The organism is Streptomyces sp. CNT360 (genome assembly GCF_000424785.1).
The window spans coordinates 981,423-1,001,708 of record NZ_AUKO01000001.1 but is presented as its reverse complement, the minus strand read 5'-3'; the positions used below and the strand labels follow the sequence as shown (position 1 = coordinate 1,001,708).

The 20,286-nt window shown below is 73.4% G+C and carries 14 protein-coding genes; 6 read left to right on the top strand and 8 right to left on the bottom strand.

Going from position 1 to position 20,286, the window contains the following annotated elements; all coding sequences use genetic code 11:
• The 3 genes from H297_RS0104235 to H297_RS0104225 all read right to left on the bottom strand — a co-directional run bounded on the left by H297_RS0104235 (position 1) and on the right by H297_RS0104225 (position 3,594).
• Positions 1-1,281 (bottom strand): glycoside hydrolase family 18 protein, encoded by a 1,281-nt coding sequence (locus H297_RS0104235; RefSeq protein ID WP_051351471.1) that lies wholly within the window; start codon positions 1,279-1,281, stop codon positions 1-3.
• Positions 1,282-1,468: 187 nt separating this feature from the next.
• The gene (locus tag H297_RS0104230) at positions 1,469-2,164 is read right to left on the bottom strand and encodes a response regulator transcription factor (protein ID WP_027736031.1); all 696 of its coding nucleotides are present in this window, start codon (positions 2,162-2,164) and stop codon (positions 1,469-1,471) included.
• An 83-nt stretch (positions 2,165-2,247) separates the two neighbouring features.
• Positions 2,248-3,594, bottom strand: coding sequence for an ATP-binding protein (locus H297_RS0104225; protein ID WP_027736030.1), 1,347 nt, complete (start codon positions 3,592-3,594; stop codon positions 2,248-2,250).
• 164 nt (positions 3,595-3,758) lie between these two features.
• On the opposite strand from H297_RS0104225, the gene H297_RS34400 reads away from it, so the two are divergent.
• Positions 3,759-5,465, top strand: a complete 1,707-nt coding sequence (locus H297_RS34400) for a PspC domain-containing protein (RefSeq protein WP_051351470.1) — start codon at positions 3,759-3,761, stop codon at positions 5,463-5,465.
• The gene (locus H297_RS0104215) at positions 5,462-5,677 is read left to right on the top strand and encodes a hypothetical protein (protein WP_027736029.1); all 216 of its coding nucleotides are present in this window, start codon (positions 5,462-5,464) and stop codon (positions 5,675-5,677) included. Before H297_RS34400 ends, H297_RS0104215 begins: the two co-directional genes overlap by 4 nt.
• A 35-nt stretch (positions 5,678-5,712) precedes the next feature.
• On the opposite strand, the gene H297_RS0104210 is transcribed toward H297_RS0104215, so the two are convergent.
• Complete coding sequence (locus H297_RS0104210; RefSeq protein ID WP_051351469.1) at positions 5,713-6,282, bottom strand: DoxX family protein; 570 nt, start codon at positions 6,280-6,282, stop codon at positions 5,713-5,715.
• Positions 6,283-6,490: 208 nt separating this feature from the next.
• Here H297_RS0104210 and H297_RS0104205 point away from each other — a divergent pair, with 208 nt between their 5' ends.
• On the top strand, positions 6,491-7,633 hold the full coding sequence (locus H297_RS0104205) for a hypothetical protein (protein WP_486589392.1): 1,143 nt from the start codon (positions 6,491-6,493) through the stop codon (positions 7,631-7,633).
• A gap of 45 nt (positions 7,634-7,678) precedes the next feature.
• Here the strand turns inward: H297_RS0104205 and H297_RS0104200 are convergent, their stop codons facing one another.
• Complete coding sequence (locus H297_RS0104200) at positions 7,679-8,851, bottom strand: hypothetical protein (protein ID WP_027736026.1); 1,173 nt, start codon at positions 8,849-8,851, stop codon at positions 7,679-7,681.
• Positions 8,852-10,390: 1,539 nt separating this feature from the next.
• On the opposite strand from H297_RS0104200, the gene H297_RS0104190 reads away from it, so the two are divergent.
• Both H297_RS0104190 and pcrA read left to right on the top strand, forming a co-directional pair.
• Positions 10,391-10,744, top strand: a complete 354-nt coding sequence (locus tag H297_RS0104190) for a hypothetical protein (protein ID WP_027736025.1) — start codon at positions 10,391-10,393, stop codon at positions 10,742-10,744.
• A 100-nt stretch (positions 10,745-10,844) separates the two neighbouring features.
• Positions 10,845-13,415, top strand: coding sequence for a DNA helicase PcrA (gene pcrA, locus H297_RS0104185; protein WP_027736024.1), 2,571 nt, complete (start codon positions 10,845-10,847; stop codon positions 13,413-13,415).
• Between the two features lie 107 nt (positions 13,416-13,522).
• On the opposite strand, the gene H297_RS0104180 is transcribed toward pcrA, so the two are convergent.
• Positions 13,523-15,280 carry a M23 family metallopeptidase gene (locus H297_RS0104180; protein WP_051351468.1) on the bottom strand — a complete coding sequence of 586 codons (1,758 nt, stop codon included), beginning with the start codon at positions 15,278-15,280 and terminating at the stop codon, positions 13,523-13,525.
• Positions 15,281-15,725: 445 nt separating this feature from the next.
• Between H297_RS0104180 and icmB the strand changes: the two genes are divergently transcribed.
• Positions 15,726-16,136: a coenzyme B12-dependent isobutyryl CoA mutase small subunit gene (gene icmB / locus H297_RS0104175; RefSeq protein ID WP_027736022.1), complete on the top strand. Its 411-nt coding sequence runs from the start codon at positions 15,726-15,728 to the stop codon at positions 16,134-16,136.
• Between the two features lie 54 nt (positions 16,137-16,190).
• On the opposite strand, the gene H297_RS0104170 is transcribed toward icmB, so the two are convergent.
• Together H297_RS0104170 and H297_RS34395 are read right to left on the bottom strand one after the other, a co-directional pair.
• On the bottom strand, positions 16,191-17,831 hold the full coding sequence (locus H297_RS0104170; RefSeq protein WP_486589391.1) for a DUF5691 domain-containing protein: 1,641 nt from the start codon (positions 17,829-17,831) through the stop codon (positions 16,191-16,193).
• An 832-nt stretch (positions 17,832-18,663) separates the two neighbouring features.
• Positions 18,664-20,196 (bottom strand): SWIM zinc finger family protein, encoded by a 1,533-nt coding sequence (locus H297_RS34395; RefSeq protein ID WP_037792584.1) that lies wholly within the window; start codon positions 20,194-20,196, stop codon positions 18,664-18,666.
• Between the last annotated feature and the right edge of the window lie 90 nt (positions 20,197-20,286).

Here is a 20,286-nt window from a genome sequence, read left to right as displayed (position 1 = left end):
CTACCGAACGGCCTTGATCAGCTCTCCGTCCGGGGTGTCACCGCTCAGCTCCCACAGGAAGGTGCCGCCCAGCTTCTGCTTCTTGCCCCAGTCGACCTTGCCGCGCAGGGTCTCCGGGGTGTCGTAGCTCCACCACTCGTCGCCGCAGTGTGCGTAGGCGGTGCCCCCGACCTTGCCGGTGGCCGGGCAGCGGGTCTTGAGCACCTTGTAGTCCTCGACGCCCTGCTCGTACGTGCCGGGAGCCGGGCCCGTCGCCTTCCCACCGGGCGCGTCCTGCGTCACCCCGGTCCAGCCGCGGCCGTAGAAGCCCAGACCCATCAGGACCTTCTCGGGAGGCACCCCGCCGAAGATGAGGGAGGCGATGGACGACTTGGTGTCGAACAGCTTCTTGGGGATGCCGTCGTAGGTCTCCAGTGCCGAATGCGGCGCCGTGGGCCCCTCCTTGTCGAAGGCACCGAAGTAGTCGTACGTCATCGGCAGGTACCAGTCGACGTACTGCGCCGCCGTCCGGTAGTCGGTGGCCTGCATCTTGCCGCCCTCGGAGGCGTCACCGGTGACCGCCGCGGTCACCAGCTTGTCGCCGAACTTGCCGCGCAGCGCCTTCATCAGGTTCGTGAAGGCGTCCCGGCCGCTGGTGTCGCACCCGAGGCCGCAGGCGTTCGGGTACTCCCAGTCGATGTCGATTCCGTCGAAGAGGCCCTTCCAGCGCGGGTCCTCCAGCAGGCTCAGGCAGGAGTCGGCGAAGGCCTCCGGGTTCTTGGCCGCCTCGGAGAAGCCCTGGGACCAGCTCCAGCCACCGAACGACCACAGCACCTTCAGGTTCGGGTGCTTCTTCTTGAGCTTGATGAGCTGGTTGAAGTTGCCGCGCAGCGGCTGGTCCCAGGTGTCGGCCTTGCCGTCGACGCTCTGGTCGGCGGTGTAGGCCTTCTCGTAGTCGGCGTAGCTGTCGCCCGCGGTGCACTTGCCGCCCTGGACGTTGCCGAAGGCGTAGTTGATGTGGGTGAGCCGGTCCGCCGAACCGGATGTCTCGATGTTCTTGACGTGGTAATTGCGCTGGTAGACGCCCCAGTCGGCGAAGTAGCCGACGGTCTTGTCCCCGCCCGGCGAGTCCGCGGCCGCGGCCATTTTCGGCTGCTCACCGCCGTCCCCGCCGGAGGTGTTGACCGCGAGCAGTGTCGCGGCCACGGCCGCGGCGCACAGTGCGCCGATCAAGGCGAAGAGCCCGCGGCGGCGGAAGCCTCCCGCGGGGTAGTGATCCTGTCTGCTGTCCGATCCGAGCATGGTCACCTCGCGTGTGGATGCGGGAAGGTGCCCGTCGTCCCCCCGAGGGACTCAGGAGGACCGGATCGGTCCCTCGATGATGCGGAACAATCCCTTATCACCGGCACCGCCCGCAGACACGGGGGCGACCACCGTTCGGTTCATTTCCGTGACGCGAGGGGGCCGGTTCCCTCCCCGGCGACGGCGCCTACACCAGCCGCCGGGCCGTCGCCCAGCGTGTCAGCTCGTGGCGGTTGGACAGTTGCAGCTTGCGCAGCACCGCGGAGACGTGCGACTCGACCGTCTTGACGGAGATGAAGAGCTGCTTGCCGACCTCCTTGTAGGCGTAGCCGCGGGCGATCAGGCGCAGGACCTCGCGCTCGCGCTGGGTGAGGCGGTCGAGGTCCTCGTCGACGGGCGGGGCGTCGGTGGAGGCGAAGGCGTCCAGCACGAAGCCCGCCAGGCGCGGGGAGAAGACGGCGTCGCCGTCCGCCACCCGGAAGATGGCGCCGACCAGGTCGTCGCCGGTGATGGTCTTGGTGACGTAGCCGCGCGCGCCGCCGCGGATGACGCCGATGACGTCCTCGGCGGCGTCGGAGACCGACAGGGCGAGGAAGCGCACCGGCGTCTCGGGGTCGCCCATCAGGGGCGCGCCACGGCGCAGGACCTCCACCCCGCCGCCGCCCGGCAGGTGGACGTCGAGCAGGACGACGTCGGGACGGGTGGCCTGGATGACGGTCACCGCCTGGTCGACGTCGCCCGCCTCGCCGACCACGTCGACGCCCGTCTCCTCGGTGCGGCCGATCTCCGCCTGCACACCCGCGCGGAACATGCGGTGGTCGTCCACCAGGACCACCCGCACCCGGCGCCGGCCCTCACCGGCCTCCGGCGAGCCGGCGCCCAAGCCCGACGGGCCCTCTCCCGCGCGCCCCGCCGGGCCCCCGGCCGCCTGGACCGCCTCGTCGTTCCCCGTCGTGCCGTCGTCCGTCACGATTCCGCCGCCCTCTCCATCTCCAGCTCGACCTCGGTCCCCTCGCCGGGTGCGGTGCGCAGCCGCGCCGTGCCGCCGTTGCGCCGCATCCGGCCGAGGATGGACTCGCGCACGCCCATCCTGTCCCGGGGCACGGCGTCCGGGTCGAAGCCCGGGCCCCTGTCCCGTACGGAGATGAAGACGGTACGCCCCTCCACCTCGGCGAAGACCTGGACGGCGCCGCCCTCGCCACCGTACTTGGCGGCGTTGACCATCGCCTCGCGCGCGGCCTGGAGCTGGGCGCCCAGTGCCTCGTCCAGCGGGCAGTCGCCGACGCAGACGACCTCGACGGGCACCCCGTGGTGGTCCTCGACCTCGGCCGCCGCCGCCTTCACCCCCTCGGCCAGGGTCTGCGGCTCTTCCTCCTCCTCGACGGGACGGGTCTTGCCGGTGGCGTCGGTCGGCTTGTACAGCCAGGCGCGCAGCTCGCGTTCCTGGGCGCGGGCCAGCCGGGCGACCTCCCGGGGCTTCTCGGCGTTGCGCTGGATGAGGGTGAGCGTGTGCAGCACCGAGTCGTGGACGTGCGCGGCCACCTCGGCCCGCTCCTGGGCGCGGATCCGCATCAGCCGTTCCTCGGACAGGTCCTGCATCATCCGCACCAGGTACGGGCCCGCCATCAGCGCGATGCCCACCAGCACCGCCAGCGCCGCCTGGAGGACCGAGCCGAGGTGGCTGACCGAACCCTGCACGACGACGATGCCCGTCACACCGACGGCCACCAGCGCGACCCCGGCCGCGCTGCGGACCAATGGCAGCAGCCGGGTACGCCGCCCGACCTCCACCCAGTGCGCCCGGCGGGAGTTGTCCGCCTGGCGCCACACCAGAGCGACACCGATGCCGATGAAGACGACGGGCCACAGATAGGTGTTGGCCGCCCCGAACTGGAGGTTGTCCGCCGTCACGAACAGGGCGACGACCAGCGCCAGGAGAGCGACGAGCTGTCCCTTGTCCGGCTTGTGGAACAGCCTCCGCAGCTCCCTGCGCTCGGCGATGGCCTCCGTCAGCCCCGCCGCACCGGTGCGGCGGCCGGCCCCCACGCCACCGGTGCCCAGCGGTACGACGCACCAGAACGCCGCGTACAGCAGCACCCCCAGCCCGTTGGCGAGCGCCAGCGCGATGAGGACGATCCGCACCCAGGAGACGGGCAGCCCCAGGTGGCCCGCCAGCCCGCGGGCCACCCCGCCCAGCATCCGCCCCTCCGCACTGCGGTAGAGCTTGCGCAGGGGCGGCTCTTCGGCGGAGGCGTCCGAGGAGGAGCCGCCCTGCGCGGGCGCTTCCACGGTGGGGGCGGCGGACGGTGTCATGCTCCGATCGTCACATGGCGCGCGCGCCCGTACATCAGGGTCGGCCCCTGATGCTCCCCCGAGGCGGTCCGGGCGCCGTACGCGCCGGGCCGCCGCGAGATCTCAGGGATCGCTCCGGGTGGGGCCCCGATGCCCGACCGCGACGGGGGCGCCACCATAGGCGTATGAGTGAGGACGAGCAGCGCCCGGAACGCGCCCAGGGCGCGGACCGCACGCCGCACGGGGACCCTGGAGGCTCCGCCTCCGCGAGCGCCGCCTCCGCGGACGGGGCCTCGCACAAGCGCGGGACCTCGCAGGGGCGTGACGCCGCGGAGGGCGAGGCTCCTTCGTGGGGGGCGCACAATGCGCCGCCGCACGCCGCGAAGGGCCGGCAGCTTCGGCGCAGCCGTACCCACAAGATCGCGGGCGGGGTGTGCGGGGGCCTGGGCCGGTACTTCGACCTCGACCCGGTGCTCTTCCGGGTACCGCTGGTCGTGCTGTCGGTGGTCGGCGGGTTCGGCCTCATCTTCTACGGGTTCGCCTGGCTGCTCATCCCGGCCGAGGGAGAGACGCAGAACGAGGGGCGGCGCCTGCTGTCGGGCCGCGTCGAGGGCGCCTCGCTCTCCGCGATCCTGGTGGCACTCGTCGGCTGCGGCCTCTTCCTCGCCTCTCTGGGCAGCCGCAGTGTGCCCTTCTCCGTCCTGCTGATCGGTGCGGTGGCGGGGGCGGCGTACTGGTCGCAGCACCGCAAGCGGGCCGAGGCGGCCGGCGCGCAGGTCGATCCGACGACGGCGCATGCGGTGGCCGACGCGCCCCCCGAGGCACAGGCCCCTCCCGTCCCGGCGCCCGCCTCCTGGTGGCGCGAGCCGCTCACCAAGGACGGGGGACAGGCGGACCCGGTGCACGGCAGCCCGTGGGGCAGGGCGGGCGCAGCCACCGGCTACCTGTGGGGACCGCACGAGGCGTTGCCGTACGCGGCGCCGCCCAGCGCGCACGAGCGGCCCTGGACGCCCCCCAGCGCGTACGCCGGGCCGCAGGGCCCGCAGGCGGGCCGCCCGCCCGCACGGCCGGGCGGCGCGGGCACCCCGGCGGCCTCGGGCAGCGGCTCGCTCGGCGGGCTCACCTTCCTGGCGGCGCTGCTGGTGGGCGGCACCACCGCCGCCGTCTCCTGGGACACCCGGCCGCTGGCCACCACACTCGTGATCGGGCTGAGCTGTGCGCTGGCGGTGTTCGGCCTCGGCCTGGGCGTCAGCGCGTTCGTCGGCCGGATGGGTCCCGGCACCCTCTTCTGTCTGGTCCTGACGGCCGGGCTGCTGGCCGGCGCCGCCGCGCTGCCCCGCGACATCTCGGCACACTTCCGGGAGACCCACTGGGCGCCGGCCGGTGTGCAGGAGGTCAAGCCCCGCTACGCGCTCGGCAGCGGCTCGGGCGAACTCGACCTGCGCGAGACACGGTTGAAGGGCGGCCAGCGCGTGCGCAGCGAGGTCCGGGTCGGGGCCGGGCAACTCAAGGTGGTCGTCCCCGAGGACGCGGTCGTCGAGGTGAAGGCGGACGTGGGGGCGGGGGCGACGCGGTTCCCCCGGTCCGTGGACGGCGACGGGGAGGCCGTCTTCGACAGCTCTGGCGGCCTGGGCACGACCCGCAGCATGACGCTGCGCCCCTTCGACGGAGCGGACCCCGCGGGGACGGTCCGGCTCGACCTGAGCGTCGGCCTCGGCAGCGTCGAGGTCGTACGGGAGCTTCCCTCCGGCGAGCGCTCCGACCGGCAGGGCGGTCCGTCCGGCGGCGCGGCAACCGATCCGGCGGCCCCGACGCCCGGCTCCTCCGCTCCTCCTCCGTCCGCACCGTCGCCGCCGCACGAGCAGACCGAACGAGAGGGGACGACCCGATGAGGCACCGCTTCGAGCCCTCCCGGCTGCTGCTCGGCCTCGCCATGATCGTCATGGCGGTGCTCCACCTGCTGGACGCGGCGGGAGAAGTGACCATGCCCTTCTGGGCGATGCTCGTGGCCCTGCCCGTCGCGCTGGTACTGGCCGGCTGCACCGCGCTGGCGACCTTCCTGGTACGGCGGGCGCTGATGCGGCGCCGGGAGACGAGCGAGTGACCTCGGGGGCGGTCCGCAGGGAGAGCCTGTGGAGGCTACCCGAAGATGTGCCGCCCCCGGCGCCGGCGCCGTAGCGCCCGCAGTGCGTCCAGCGAGAACATCGGCGCCCCGGCCATCACCAAGGGCAACCAGGCCATCAGGTACGGCAGATCGTTGCCGTAGTAGTACGGCTCGCTCGCCCAACTGACCGTCAGCCACAGGCAGAGGGAAAGCAACGCACCGCCGGCCGCCGCCACGCGTGCCCACAGTCCGCACAGCGTGCCGGCCCCCACGGCGATCTCCACCGCGGCGATCGCCGTGCCGAACCCCTGCGGGCTGTGCTGCGCGAGCTCCACCATCCACGGCGCCGCGGCGGAGTCGTGCACGGCCCGCAGCGTTCCGGCGAACGACCCGTGGCCGCTGCTGTTCAGGAAGGAGCCGTCGGTCAGCTTGTCGATGCCCGCGTACAGGAAGGTGATGCCCAGGAAGAGCCGCAGCGGCAGCAGCGCGTACCGCGAGGCGAGCCCTCTCGCGCTGACCGGTGCCCCGGCCACCGGCCCGTGGAACGCGTTGACCGTCCTGGCGTCCTCGCCGTCCTCGCCGCCCGTCGGTCCGGTCACAGACATCAGCGCGCTCCCGCCTTCCGTGGACGTGTTCCGGTACGTGCGGGGGCGATTCTTCCCACGCCGACCGGCTGTGTCGATGCGCCCGCGCCCGCACCCGGATGTGACCTGGGCCCGAAGCAGAGTGACCCGTTTCGCTCGGCGGTGACCGGGACAGGCGCTCGGTGCGGGGGTGTCAGCAAGCACCAGCCGGACGTCGGACGGAGGAGATGTGTCGCGCGGAGCGCGGAACGGAAGCGGCCCCGGACAGCCGAGCGGAAGCCGCCCCGGACACGGGCGCAGCGGCGAGGGCGACGGGCACGGCGGGTACGACGGGCGGAGCGCAGGCGGGACGGGGCCGTCGGAGCGGCCGTCGAGCCGCCGGTACGTGCTGGCGGCGTCCGCCGCGGCCGGGCTCGGCCTTGTCAGCGCGGCGTGCGGCGGCAGCGACTCGTCCTCGCAGCCCGTCTCCGGCAAGGACAACGGCACGGGCGGCCACACCAGGTCGCCGTCCCGGAGCGCCTCCCGGTCACCGTCCCCCGGACAGTCGTCCGGGGCGGGCAAGGCCACTCGGCAAAAGGAGCTTCCCCGCGGAGGCACGGAGCTGTTCCCCCGGTACCGTCTCGTCGGCTACTGCGGGCTCCCCAAGGCCACCGCACTCGGACGGCTGGGCACCGGCGACCTCGACCAGAGGGCGCAGGAGATCGAGAAGAAGAGCCGCCCCTACGCCGACGGGCGTGAGCCCCTTCCGGTGCTGGAACTCCTCGCCGTGGTCGCCAGCGAGGGCGCCGGGCCGGACGGCAAGTACCGCACGCGGACGTCCTCGGACACCGTCGACCGCTTCCACGACGCGGCCCGCAAGCACAAGGCGCTGCTGCTGCTCAACATCCAGCCGGGCCGCGCGAAGGCGCTCGACGAGGTCAAGGCACTGCGCGACTGGCTCGTCCACCCGGACGTCGGGATAGCCCTGGACCCCGAGTGGGACATGGGTCCGGCCGAGGTGCCGGGCAAGAAGTACGGCCACACCAGCGGCGGCGAGATAGCGGACGTGGCGTCCTACCTCTCGGGTCTCGTGCGCGACCACGGACTGCCGCAGAAGCCGCTGGTCTTCCACCAGGTCGCCCCCTCCGTCGTCTCGGACGAGAAGGCGCTGCGCCCCACCCCCGGCGTCGTCCTGATCAAGAGCGCGGACGGGATCGGCTCGGCGGACCTGAAACGGGCCACCTGGAAGAAGCTGGTCGAGGACCTGCCCAAGGGCGTGCACACCGGCTTCAAGCTCTTTTACGAGGAGGACACCGAGGGCAGCAGCAGCCTGATGAAGCCGAGCGAGGTACTGGCCCTGGACCCGAAGCCCGAGTACGTCATGTACGAGTGAACGGGCGGCGGGCGGGAAGGCGCGGCCGGTCCCCGGCGGAGCGGCTCACTCCACCACGTCGATCGGGTACCGGTTCGTCTCGACACCTCCCGCCGTCACCACCTGGACCTCCACCCGTCCCGGCTCGACCTCCACCGGGACCGGCACGGTCAGCGCCGTGTCGGCGGGGCTCGCGAAGCCGCCGCGCACCGGGATGAGCGGGGCGTGGACGTGGACGGTGCCGATGCGGACGACCACGCGGGAGAGCCGGTCGGGCGCGGTGGCACCGACGGGCACGAAACCCGCTCCGCGGATCTCGATGTCGTCCCCCGTGCGGATCGGGGCGTGCAGATCACCCATCTCGCGTGCGCGGACGACCGACAGCACCACCGGGCGGGTGCCCTCGGCGTACTTGCCCGCCAGATACGTCGCCGTCGAGACGACGACCAGCAGCGCCAGCCCCCAGGGCAGGTCGGGAAGCTGGGCGGGCTGCCGGGCCAGCCGCACCCCCGAGAACACCAGCGCCACCGCGCTGATCAGCACGTACTGCACATCGGAGAACGCACCGCGGCCCGCGTCGTCCGTGAGCAGGTCCGCCGCGCGCGGGCGGTTCGAAGGCACCTTCTGCAGCCGCCTGCCCTGCACCCGTACGGTCACCGCGCGGCGCACCACGACGGCGACCGCGCAGGTGAGTGCCAGCACCGTGACCACCCCGGCGCCGCGTTCCAGTCCGAGCCCCGCCAGCAGCGCGCCGCGCTCGCGGGGGCCGTCGCAGGAGGCCAGTTGTACGGCCAGCACGAGGACGGCGAAGACGGACAGCAGCACCCACGCCGCGGCCACCGCACGCGAGGTCGACAGCCGGTTGTCCTCACCGACGAGAGGGGCCAGCACACCGCCGCGCGCCCGGTGCAGCCACGCGGCGGCCGTCAGCAGCGCGGCCGAGACGAGTGCCGCCAGCAGCCCGGCCGTCCGCCCTGACGACCAGCCGGCCCCGACTGCGGTGAGCAGCTCCACCAGCAGCAGCGCGCCGACCGCCGCCCACACGGCGACGACGGTGCGCCGCCACAGCCGCGCCACCCACGCCTCGCCCTCCGCACGCCCCCGCTCCGCGACGTCCCGCGCCGCCCGGGTCAGTTCGTCGGAGATCCACTGCCGGGAAGCGCCCGCCGAATGCGCCAGCCCGACGGGCACTCCCTCGCCCGCCGCCAGCTCGTCCCGCTGCCGTGCAAAGGCGGCCACCGCCTTCCGGTGCTCCTCGCGGGCGCTGCTCGGGCAGTTCTCGCACTGGCACGGAGCACCGGCCCACGTCCCGGCCGGGTGCGGATCGGAGGGGGAGGGCGGGGCGGAGGGAGGTGGCGGGGCCTGTGCGGGGGCGGCCGGTGACGGTGCCGGTGTCTGCGTCGGACCGGCCGGGGGCGTCGCGGCAGCGGGCGACGCCTTCGCGGGGGACGACGGCGCCGCGGCGGAACCGGCGGGCGCCCGCAGCGGACTGTCCAGACGGTCACCGACGCGGCCGGGACGGGAGGGAGCACCGGTGCGTGGGGCGGCCGAGGGGGTGCCGGGGCCGGTGCGCGCGGGATCGGCGGGGCTCCCGGGGCGGGAGGCGGGACTGGGGGGCCCGCCGGGACGCGTGGGGTCGGTGGGGGTGCCGGAGCGGGCGCGGCCGGAGGGGGTACCGCTGGGGGTTGTGCCGGAGGGGCTGCCGGTGCGGGGGGTGTCGGTGGGACTCGGGCGGGCGCCCGGCACGCGGGCGGCGCGGCTGCTGTCCGCGGGGGAATCCGCGGGAGAACCGGGAGAAGCGGGAGAAGGGGCGCCCGCGCCTGGCGGACGGCCGCTCCTGGAGGGGGAGCCCGCGCCGGGAGCAGCGGCCCCCTTGTCGTCCGGGCCGGCCGTCGCGCCTGCCCGCTTGCGAGGGGGCGAGGCCGTCTCGGAAGCGCCGCCGGCGCCCGGGCGCGTGCGCGCGTCAGGGGCCGGTCCGGCACCCGGGGGAGGGCCCGAGCGCCGATGGGAGGGGGAACCCGCGTCCGCGGCCGGGCCCGCGTCCGCGGCCGGGCCCGCGTCCGCGGCCGGGCCCGCGTCCGAGGACGAGCCCGTGCCGGAGGGCGAGCCCGTTCCCGTCGGGCTGTCCGCGCCGCCGCGTGCGCCGCCGCGGCCGTCCTCGTCGTCCGGGTCCTTCGAGCCGTCCTGAGCCGTGTCCACGGCCACTGTGCCACCCCGCCTCTCAACTTCCATGTGATGGAAGGGGATTGTGCCTCACCTGAGTCCTCGGTGTTTCCGGTGTCCAGGCGCCGGGCGGGTGATCCTGGTGACGAGAGGCTGATAGGTGCGTCACACGATGCCCGTACGGGCGACCTCGGTCAGCGCCGCTTTGACGCCCGGCCTGCTCCGAGCGGAGCGGTGGCTGTCCGGTACCGGCCCCGGAGCCGCACTGGCGACGACCGGGCCGCACCCGGCCCCGTGGCCCGTCCGGGCCCGCCGCCACGTCCCGCCGTCACAACGGCCGCGCTATCCCGGCGACCCGCTGTCGGGGTGGCCGCGCCGACCGGCGGGGCGCGGCCACCTGGCGAGGACGCTATGCGCGGCCACGGCGTCCGGGCACGGGAATGCCCGCAACTGATCTCTTCCGGTGCGGGCCTGTCCACGTCTGTCCTCGCCCGCCCGCCTGTCGGCACCCTGCCGGACGGCGTCTGCCCGGAACCGACCGACGCCGTGTCGGCCTCGACGGCGAAGGTGGGGGTGTGCTAAAGGCGCCGGAAACGCCCGGATACGCTCCCCGGCATGGACGTACTCATCAATGTCTTCGTCGGCCTGCACATCATCGGCATCGCCGCCCTCCTGGGCGGCTTCTTCACGCAGATGAAGGCGATGGGCAAGGGTGAGGCCCGGATCGTGCCCGGGATGCTCCACGGGGCTTTGACCATGCTGGTCACCGGCGTCGCCATGATCGGCCTGCACCAGGCCGACGACAGCCCGGTGAACAACATCAAGATGGGGGTGAAGCTCGCCCTGCTCGTCGTCGTCCTCGGCATCACCTATGTGAAGCGCGACGACGAGCGCGTGAGCGCCCCGCTGTTCGGCGCCGTCGGGCTGCTGACGACGGTGAACATCTTCATCGCCGTCCTGTGGGTGTGAGCCCGTCCCGGTGCGCGCGGCCCGCTGCGGGCCCGGGCCGGGGACGGGTTTCCCCAAGGGCGTGAAGCGTGTCGGTGCGGCGTCCTAGACTCGTACGACGATGAGCAGCCTCTTCGACGACAGCTTCCTGGCGGACCTCGACGGCACGAGCCCCGAGGCGGACGCGCCCCCGCCGCCCGAGGACCCTGACGGTCCGGCCCACCGGGGCCCGGAGGAAGAGATCCCGGACGATCTCTTCCAGGGCACCTTCACGGGCCGGGGCGCGGGCCCGGGCGCCGCCGTGGGCGCGGGACGTGACGCGTACCACCGGGACGGCGCCCCCCGCTCCGTCGTCGACCCCGCCGCGCTGCTGGAGGGGATGAACGAGCAGCAGCGGGACGCCGTGCTGCACGCGGGCTCCCCGCTGCTCATCGTCGCGGGTGCCGGCTCGGGCAAGACCCGGGTGCTCACGCACCGCATCGCGTACCTGCTGGGTGCGCGGAACGTCCATCCGGGGCAGATCCTCGCCATCACCTTCACCAACAAGGCGGCCGGCGAGATGAAGGAGCGCGTCGCCGAACTGATGGGGCCGCGTGCCCAGTCGATGTGGGTGTCCACCTTCCACAGCGCGTGTGTGCGCATCCTGCGGCGTGAGAGCAAGAAGCTGGGCTTCACCTCGTCGTTCTCGATCTACGACGCGGCCGACTCCAAGCGCCTGATGGCCCTGGTCTGCCGCGACCTGGACCTGGACCCCAAGCGTTTCCCGCCCAAGGCGTTCAGCGCGAAGGTCTCCAACCTCAAGAACGAGCTGATCGACGAGGAGGACTTCCAGCGCCAGGCCGCCGGGGGTACCTCCCTGGGGGCACCGCCCGGCCGAAGGCCGGGGGAGGAGTCCGGGGGAGACTTCGAGAAGACCCTCGCCGAGGCGTACACGATGTACCAGGCGCGGCTGCGCGAGGCCAATGCGCTGGACTTCGACGACCTGATCATGACGACGGTCCACCTGCTCCAGGCGTTCCCCGACGTCGCCGAGCACTACCGCCGCCGCTTCCGCCACGTCCTCGTCGACGAGTACCAGGACACCAACCACGCCCAGTACCAGCTCGTGCGCGAGCTCGTGGGCCCGGCGGAGGACCAGGCCGAGCTGTGTGTCGTCGGCGACGCCGACCAGTCGATCTACGCCTTCCGCGGCGCCACCATCCGCAACATCCTCCAGTTCGAGGAGGACTACCCGGACGCGACGACGATCCTGCTGGAGCAGAACTACCGTTCCACGCAGACGATCCTGTCCGCCGCGAACGCCGTCATCGAGCGCAACGCCGACCGCCGCCCCAAGAACCTGTGGACCAGGGCGGGCACGGGTCCCCGCATCACCGGGTACGTCGCCGACACCGAGCACGACGAGGCCCAGTTCGTCGCCGAGGAGATCGACCGCCTCGCGGACGGGGAGGCGGCGGAGGGCGAGCCGGCCCCGGAGAAGGTCCGCGCCGGAGACATCGCCGTCTTCTACCGCACCAACGCGCAGTCCCGCGTCTTCGAAGAGATCTTCATCCGCGTCGGACTGCCCTACAAGGTCGTCGGCGGCGTGCGCTTCTACGAGCGCCGCGAGGTCCGCGACATACTGGCCTACCTGCGCGTCCTGGCCAACCCGGAGGACGCGGTGCCGCTGCGCCGCATCCTCAACGTGCCCAAGCGCGGCATCGGCGAGCGCGCCGAAGCCATGATCGAGGCACTGGCGCTCCGCGAGAAGATCACCTTCCCGCAGGCGCTGGCCCGCGTCGACGAGGCGTACGGCATGGCGGCCCGCTCCGCGAACGCCGTCAAACGCTTCAACGTGCTGATGGAGGAGCTGCGCACCGTCGTCGAGTCCGGCGCCGGGCCGGCGACCGTGCTGGAGGCCGTCCTGGAGCAGACGGGCTACCTGGCCGAACTCCAGTCCTCCACCGACCCGCAGGACGAGACCCGGATCGAGAACCTCCAGGAACTCGCCGCCGTCGCCCTGGAGTTCGAGCAGGAACGCGGTGAGGAGGAGTCCGGCGGCACGCTGGCCGACTTCCTCGAACAGGTCGCACTCGTCGCCGACTCCGACCAGATCCCCGAAGAGGGCGAGGACGAGGGCGTCGTCACGCTGATGACCCTGCACACCGCCAAGGGCCTGGAATTCCCCGTCGTCTTCCTGACCGGCATGGAGGACGGCGTCTTCCCGCACATGCGCGCCCTCGGCCAGACCAAGGAGCTGGAGGAGGAGCGGCGGCTCGCCTACGTGGGCATCACCCGCGCCCAGGAACGGCTCTACCTCACCCGCGCCGCCATGCGCAGCGCCTGGGGCCAGCCCTCCTACAACCCGCCCTCCCGCTTCCTGGAGGAGATCCCGGGCGAGTTCCTCGACTGGAAGCGGACCGGTGCCGGCAGCGGCCCCGCCGGGGCGCCGTCGAGCATCGCCGCCTCCCTCTCCTCGTCCGCCGGTGCCTCGTCCCGACGGGGCGGCCCCTCGGGCTTCGCCACCCGGCGCACGGGCGACCGGCCGGTCGTCTCCCTCCAGGTCGGCGACCGCGTCACTCACGACAGCTTCGGCCTGGGCACGGTGCAGGCGGTCAAGGGGAGCGGCGACAACGCCGAAGCCACCATCGACTTCGGCGGCGAGAAGCCCAAGCGGCTGCTGCTGCGGTACGCGCCGGTCGAGAAGCTGTAGCGCCCGCCCCGGGGGCCTTGCCGGGGCGGGCGTCCGCCTGCTCGGCTCCCGCCCGGTTGCTGCTCAGCCGGGCGGTCCGCCGCGGCCGGGTGGTCGGGGACGAGCAGTCAGCTGATGTGGAGGCCCTTGTCCTGGAGCCACGGGATCGGGTCCACCGCCGAGCCGCCGCCCGGGCGGACCTCGAAGTGCAGGTGCGGACCCGTGGAGTTGCCGGAGCTGCCCGAGTAGGCGATCACGTCACCGGCCTTGACGTGCCCCGAGCGGACCTTGTTGCTGCTCAGGTGGCAGTACCAGGTCTCGGTGCCGTCCTTGGCGGTCACGATGGCCATGTTGCCGTACGACGTGTCGTACTGCGTGGAGACCGTGCCGTCGGTGGCGGCCGACACCGGAGTGCCGTAGCTGACGGGGAAATCGATGCCGGTGTGGACCGACATCCAGTTGACGCCCGCCTGCCCGAAGTGGGCACTGAGCGTGTGGTCCTTGACCGGAAGGACGAACTTGGGGCGCATCGCCTCTTTACGCGCCGCCTCCTTGGCCTTGCGCTCCTTCTCGGCCACCTGGCGCTGCTTGAGGTCGATGCGTTCCTGGGTACGGCTGGCGCGGTCGGCGAAGTCGTCGGCGTCGGCCGACAGCCCGGCGAGCTGGGTGTCGAGCTTGCTGTTGGCGCTCGACGGCTTCACCGGCGCCGCGTCGGGAGCCGCGACGGTCGTGCTGCTGTCCTTGCCGCTGTCGTCGCCCATCACGCTGGCCGCGGCGGCACCCGCCACACCCATGACGGCGACGGACGGCACCGCCACGGTGATCAGCGCCCGGCGCCGGGGGCGGGGCTTGGGCGAGCGGCGCCGCCCCCGCCCATGGGGGCCGCCGACCGCGCCGAGGGCCACGGGCGCCGGGTCCGGCTCCGGATCCGCATCAGGCTCCAGGTCGTCATCAGGCTCCAGGCCCGCGCCCGCGTGCGGTCCCGCTTCCGGACCGGGGTCGGTCGGGTCGGCTCCCCACCGGGCGTCCCACTGCGCGGTGACGTCGAGCGCCCCCGGCCCCTCCTGCCCGTGCTGCTGTCCCGGCACCTGTTCCTGATCGGGACCCGGGGCCAGGTCCGGCTGCTCGTCCAGGGGGTGGCCCTGCTCCGGGACCCGGTACTGCTGCGGGTGCTGGTCATGGCCGTAGCCGTAACCCTCCGAGCCGCCGTACGCGTCGTACCCGTACTCGTACGCCGCGCCGTGGCTCGCCGTGTCGGTGTCCCAGGTGCCCGTCTCCCAGGCGTCCGCGCCCCAGTTCGTGGCGTCCCACCCGGTGGTGCCCCACTCGCCGCCGTTCCAGGACGGCGTGTCCCACGCGGGAGCAGTGTCCCAGGCGACGGTTTCCTGCTGCATGCCGTCGTGCAAGACGTCCTGCACGCCGTTCTGGATGCCGTCGTGGGTGCCTTCCGGCACGCCGAACGACCACTGGCCCGTCCCGGTCACGGTCCCGGCGTCGGCCACGGGGTAGCCGAGATCGGGGTACTCGGAAGCGGGTGCGCCCGGGACACCGGCGCTTCCCGCAGGCCGGCCGTCGTAACCGTGGGCGTCCCAGCCGTAGGCGGCCGAGGGGTCGGGGGCGGCCTGCCAGTTGCCGCTCGGGTAGGTGCCCGTGTCGGTTCCGGGCAGGGAGCCGAAGAGGGGGTCGTCGTCGCCGTAGCCGGTCCACGAGCCGGTGGGGGCGCCGTAGGCGTCGGGGGAGTACCCGCCGTGCGCGTCGGCCGTGTAGGCGGACGCACCGTACGCGCCGTAGGCCGACTGTCCGTAGTCGCCGCCGTAGGGCTCGTACGAGAAGCCGGAACCGGAGTCGTCGGGACTCGGGACTCCCGACGGATGACGGTCGTTCACCACCAACTTCTCTTTCGCCTCGGCGACAGGGGCGGAGCAGTGCCGCGACTGTACCCGGCGGTATGCGACGGCGACAATCTTCGGGGGGTTTCAGCGGCGCAGGAAAAGGGCAATCGGACGTCTTTCGGCGGACTACGGGCGGGTAGTAGACGGTGAGTTCGAAATCTGTTCGAAAAGCTGGACGGCTTTTCCGCTCTCCGTGCCGGGCCCCGCTCGGCCCCCTTCCGTCTCTTCTCCCCGTTCTCAACTCCGCACGGACACGGGCAGAAACGCCTCAGTCAACCGGAATCCGAAGCGACGGGGGCGAGACGGCCCGGCGTGTGATTTCTCCCTCGCTTCCGAGCGCGGAACGGACGGCTGCGGGATGCTGGGGATAACGTGCGTTCACACCCCCGAGGCCCCACCCGGCCGGGAGGTCGTGGAGGTCGTCCAACAGGAGGCAGTGATGGTTGTGTCCGGTCCCATCCGCGTGGTCGTCGCCAAACCGGGCCTCGACGGCCACGACCGGGGTGCCAAGGTCATCGCCCGCGCCCTGCGCGACGCCGGCATGGAGGTCGTCTACACGGGTCTGCACCAGACGCCGGAGCAGATCGTCGACACCGCCATCCAGGAGGACGCCGACGCCGTCGGGCTCTCCATCCTCTCCGGCGCCCACAACACCCTCTTCGCACGCGTGCTGGAACTGCTGCGTGAGCGGGACGCCGCCGACATCAAGGTGTTCGGCGGCGGGATCATCCCCGAGGACGACATCCCGCTGCTGAAGGAGCAGGGCGTCGCCGCGATCTTCACCCCGGGCTCCACCACGAACGAGATCGTCGAGTGGATCCGTACCCACGTGGGGCCCGTGGCCGCCTGACCTCCCGTACCGGTGGGGCGCTGGTTCCGATCCGGTGGCGCCCTGCGGTTCCGGTCACTCCGCGCCGTGCAGCTCCGCAAGCATCGTCGCGCGGAGCCGCAGTGTGCTGACGAGCCGTTGGAACGACTCCGCCCAGTAGGCGCCGGCCCCCGGCGACTCCCCCTCCCGCTCGTCGGGGACGGCGGCGAGCGGGGCGAGCCGCTCGGCGTCGACAGGGTCGAGGCAGCGTTCGGCCAGTCCCATCACCCCGCTGAAGCTCCACGGGTAGCTCCCCGCCTCCCGGGCGATCTCCAGCGCGTCCACCACCGCCCGCCCCAGCGGCAAGGTCCACGGCATCCCGCACACGCCCAGGATGCGGAAGGCCTCCGACAACCCGTGGGCGGCGATGAAGCGGGCCGCCCATGCGCCCCGCTCCTCCTCGGGCAGCACCGACAGCAGCTTCGCCGGATCGCCGGGCCCCTCCGCGAACGGCTCGGTGGGCTCCCCGATCAGCGCGCGCGCCCACTCGGCGTTCCGCTGCCGGACAGCAGCCCCGCACCAGGCCGCGTGCAGGTCGTCGCGCCAGTTGTCGGCGACCGGCAGTGCGGCGATCCGTTCGGGGGACAGCCCGCCCAGCCGCTCCGGCCATACGTCCAACGGCGTCGCCTCCACCAACTGCGACAGCCACCACGCCCGTTCCCCCCGGCCGGTCGGCGGCTTGGCCACCACGCCGTCCCGCTGCATGCCGGCATCGCACTCGTGCGGCGCCTCGACCACGATGCCGCCACCGCCCACCCGGTCCAGCGAGACACAGGCACGCGCCCGCTCCGCCATCCGCGCCGCCAGTGCGGAACCGGGCAGTGCCACCAGCAGTTCGGCCGCCGTCGCCCGCACGGTGCGGCTCCGGTCCGTCAACGCCCTCTCCAGGAACGGCTCGTCCGAGGCGTCCAGCCCCTGGCGCAGCGAGTCCAGGAACATCAGCCGGTCCTCTGCGCGTTCGGTCTGCCACGTGGAGGCCAGGAGCGCGAGCCCCGCCGCGGGGTCTCTGCGCCGCAACGTCGACAAGAGCGCCACCCGCTCGGCGAACAGCCCCTCCTGCCACAGCCGCTCGGCTGCCTCGGGCTCCGCCTCCGGTACCTGCCGCCGAGCCCCGTCCCGCAGGGCGAACTTCCAGTCCGCGTTGTGCCGCGCCAGCCACAGGGCCCGCGGCCCGGCGAACGCCAGTGTCCCGGCCCGCAGATCGGTGCGCGCCCGGGCCGCGTCCAGCAGGGCGGGCAGCAGATGGGCGGGCGCACGGTAGCCGAGCGCATTGGCCTCCGCGAGCCACTGCGGCAACAGCTCGGCCAGGTCGGGCCCCGCACCGCGGCGCCCGTTGCCCGCGCCCACCGGGTTCCCGCCGCCGCCCGCCCGGTCCGCGAGCAGTGCAGCCAGTCGCCGCTCGACTGCGGTGGACAGGGGCACGCGCGGATCGTCCGGTGCGGGCCGCGGCCGGGACCGGGGCACGGCAGGCTGCGCGCCGGCCCGACGACGTACGGTGGCGGCGGCCGCCGCGTCCAGCAGAGCCGTCACGCTTCCGCCCGGTGGTCGCCGTCGCTCCGCGCCCAACAGCGCGGCGGCAACCAGTTCGCCCCACGCCTCACCGCCCGGGGCGTCCCCGCCACGTCCCGGGTCCCGGCCCTCGTCACCGGTGACCAGCGCCGTCGGTCCGTCCTCCACCTGTGCTCCCCCTCCCGTTGTGGTGGCCCCTCCTGTTGCAGCGGCCTCTCCTCCTGTTGCAGCGGCCGCTGCGGTTGTTGTCGCCGCTGCGGTGGGCGTTGGCGTCGGCGCTGTTGTCGGCGTTGCTGTCGTCGCTGGTGCGGGTGTCGTCGGTTCCGTCTCCCTTCCTGACCTCGAACACGTTTCCCTCGTCGCCACCGACATCTCAGTCAGCTCCCGTCCACTGCCGCTGCTGCCGCTTCCGTCTGGTACCGCTGCCGACGGCCGCCGCTTGCTGCCGCCGTTGAGGGCTGGGCCCACTCCCTCCCTGCTGCTGTTGTCTCTGCCGAGCGGCGGCTGCTGTCGCCCGCCGCCGCTGTCGGCTGCACTTGCCCCCTGCCCGCTACCGCTGTTGACGGCGGCGTCCCTCTCCCAACTGACGACTGCCCGCCGCCTGCTGCGCCCCCACTTGCCGTCGGCTGCACCTGCCCTCCCCCCCCGCCGACTTGCTGCCGCCAATCCGGCTGCACCTGCCCTTCCCTGCCGCTGCCCGCTGCCCGCCGCCGCTGCCCGTTGTCGTTGACGGCTGGGCCTGCCCCCTCTCTCTGCTGACGGCTGCCTGTCCGCTGCTGCCGCGTGCGGTTGCCTGCCGTCCGAGCTGGTCGGCGGTGCCCCGCCCGGCTCCTGGTGCCCGTACCTGCCAGTGGCCGCATCCGGTGCCCGGGCCTGCGCCCGGGTACCCGTGGTGCTTTCGGCGCGCGTCGGGGAGGTGATGCAGGCGGGACGACGGTCGAGTTGGCTGCTCGGCCCCTGCCCGGCAGGCCGCTTGACCTGCCGTGCGGGGGTCGGCCACTCACAGGGTGATGAGCGTGCCCGCGCTCCACGCCGCACGGGGGGTGAAGCCGCGGTGGCCGCATTCGCCGAAGACGGTGAGGGGGCCGTCGGCGGACATGGCCAGCAGTCTCCACAGGGGCGCCGTACTGGTGCCGGGGGCGACGGGGAGGGCGAGCTCGTCCGTCGCGGAGGCGAGTTGCCAGTCCGTGGCCGGCCGGGGGCCGACGGGACGCCTCGCGGATGCCTCCTCCTCCGGCGGCGGCACCGGAACCACTTCCCGCAGCACGTACGGCCAGCTCTCCAGCCACGGGTCGCCGCGGAGTGCGCGGGCGTGGGCCGCCAGGGCGTCCGGAATGCTGCCGCCGGGCGGCAGAAAACCCGGCTGCGGTGTTCCGTGACGCTCACCGAGGGCGGCCCGCAGCGGACTGCCCCCGGGGTAGTAGGCCAGCTCGGCGTCCAGTACCGCGCCCACCGGAAGCGCGAGCTCGGGCGCCCGTCCGCCTGCTCCGAAGGAGAGCAGCACCGCGTGCCGCCCCGTGTGCCGGCCGTGCAGCCAGATGCGGCGAGCCGTCAGGCGGCCCTCTTCTATGTCGTGCTGGGTGAGGACCAGCCACTCGTCCCGTATCAATGCCTGTTGCTCCGCCAGGAGTTCCGACGTCTCCAGCGTCAGCCCCACCCGTGTCCGTACCGTCTCCGCCAGCGGTTCGGGCAGCGTGTCGAGCCCTGTCCAGCCTCGGGCGAGCAGATGCAGCAGTGCGCACTCGGCCAGCAGCCTCCCCGGCCAGCCCTCCCCGGATCCGGCCACGGCGCCGAGCTCCCGTACCCGTGCGGCGAGCCCGGGAGCCTGGGAGTCGACCATGCGGGCCGCCATCTCCTCCCACGGCGCGTACCCGGTCTGCCCGGCGGACGCGAGTCCGCCGCGCAGCAGGTCCGCCAGCCGCTGCTCCAACTCCTCGGTGCCGGCGGAGATCCGGGCCGCGCGTCGAGCGGCGCGACGGCGGGCGGACTCCGCGCGGGAGCGGGCCGGTGAACTGCCCGTGCCGTCCCCCTCACCGGGTGCGCCGGAGGGGTCCGCCGCGTCGGAGGCACGCCCCCTCGTTCCCCTGTCGCCGGAGGCGTCCCCACTCCCACCGCCTTCCTCGCCCGAGGCGTACCCGTCGCTCCCGTCCCGGCTCGCCGACCTCGCCAGGCCCGCCCGTCGCCTGCGGCCGCTCAGCCACTCCTCGGCCCACTCGGGTGGTGCGCACCCGTCGGCGACGGCCGTCTCGTCCTCCGCCCGAAGCAGGAGCAGAGCGACCGCGTGCTTGCAGGGGAACTTGCGGCTCGGGCAGGAGCACCTGTAGCCCGGACCACGGCCCCCGTTCAGGTCCACCACCGTCTGATACGGCTTCTTGCCACTGCCCTTGCACAGCCCCCAGACCGCGTTGCCGTCCGACCCCGCTTCCGTCCAGGAACCGGGCACCGCGAGCTTGCTCCCCGCGCGACGTGACGCCTCATCAGGTGCCAACGCCCCTACCTGCTCCGCCGTCCAGCGGACCGCCTGTCCACCCATGCAGAAAACGGTAGGCGCCGGCACTGACAACGCCCCCTCAACTCCTCGTCGTCGCAGGTGGAAGCTGCCTCGGGGCCGATTGTCAGTGGC

What these genes read in the sequence shown, in the direction of transcription:
- H297_RS34400 (WP_051351470.1), top strand. Translation starts at nt 3,759, where the DNA reads ATGAGTGAGGACGAGCAGCGCCCGGAACGCGCCCAGGGCGCGGACCGC.
- H297_RS34395 (WP_037792584.1), bottom strand. Translation starts at nt 20,196, where the DNA reads ATGGGTGGACAGGCGGTCCGCTGGACGGCGGAGCAGGTAGGGGCGTTG.
- pcrA (WP_027736024.1), top strand. Translation starts at nt 10,845, where the DNA reads ATGAGCAGCCTCTTCGACGACAGCTTCCTGGCGGACCTCGACGGCACG.
- icmB (WP_027736022.1), top strand. Translation starts at nt 15,726, where the DNA reads ATGGTTGTGTCCGGTCCCATCCGCGTGGTCGTCGCCAAACCGGGCCTC.
- H297_RS0104225 (WP_027736030.1), bottom strand. Translation starts at nt 3,594, where the DNA reads ATGACACCGTCCGCCGCCCCCACCGTGGAAGCGCCCGCGCAGGGCGGC.
- H297_RS0104235 (WP_051351471.1), bottom strand. Translation starts at nt 1,281, where the DNA reads ATGCTCGGATCGGACAGCAGACAGGATCACTACCCCGCGGGAGGCTTC.
- H297_RS0104190 (WP_027736025.1), top strand. Translation starts at nt 10,391, where the DNA reads ATGGACGTACTCATCAATGTCTTCGTCGGCCTGCACATCATCGGCATC.
- H297_RS0104210 (WP_051351469.1), bottom strand. Translation starts at nt 6,282, where the DNA reads ATGTCTGTGACCGGACCGACGGGCGGCGAGGACGGCGAGGACGCCAGG.
- H297_RS0104215 (WP_027736029.1), top strand. Translation starts at nt 5,462, where the DNA reads ATGAGGCACCGCTTCGAGCCCTCCCGGCTGCTGCTCGGCCTCGCCATG.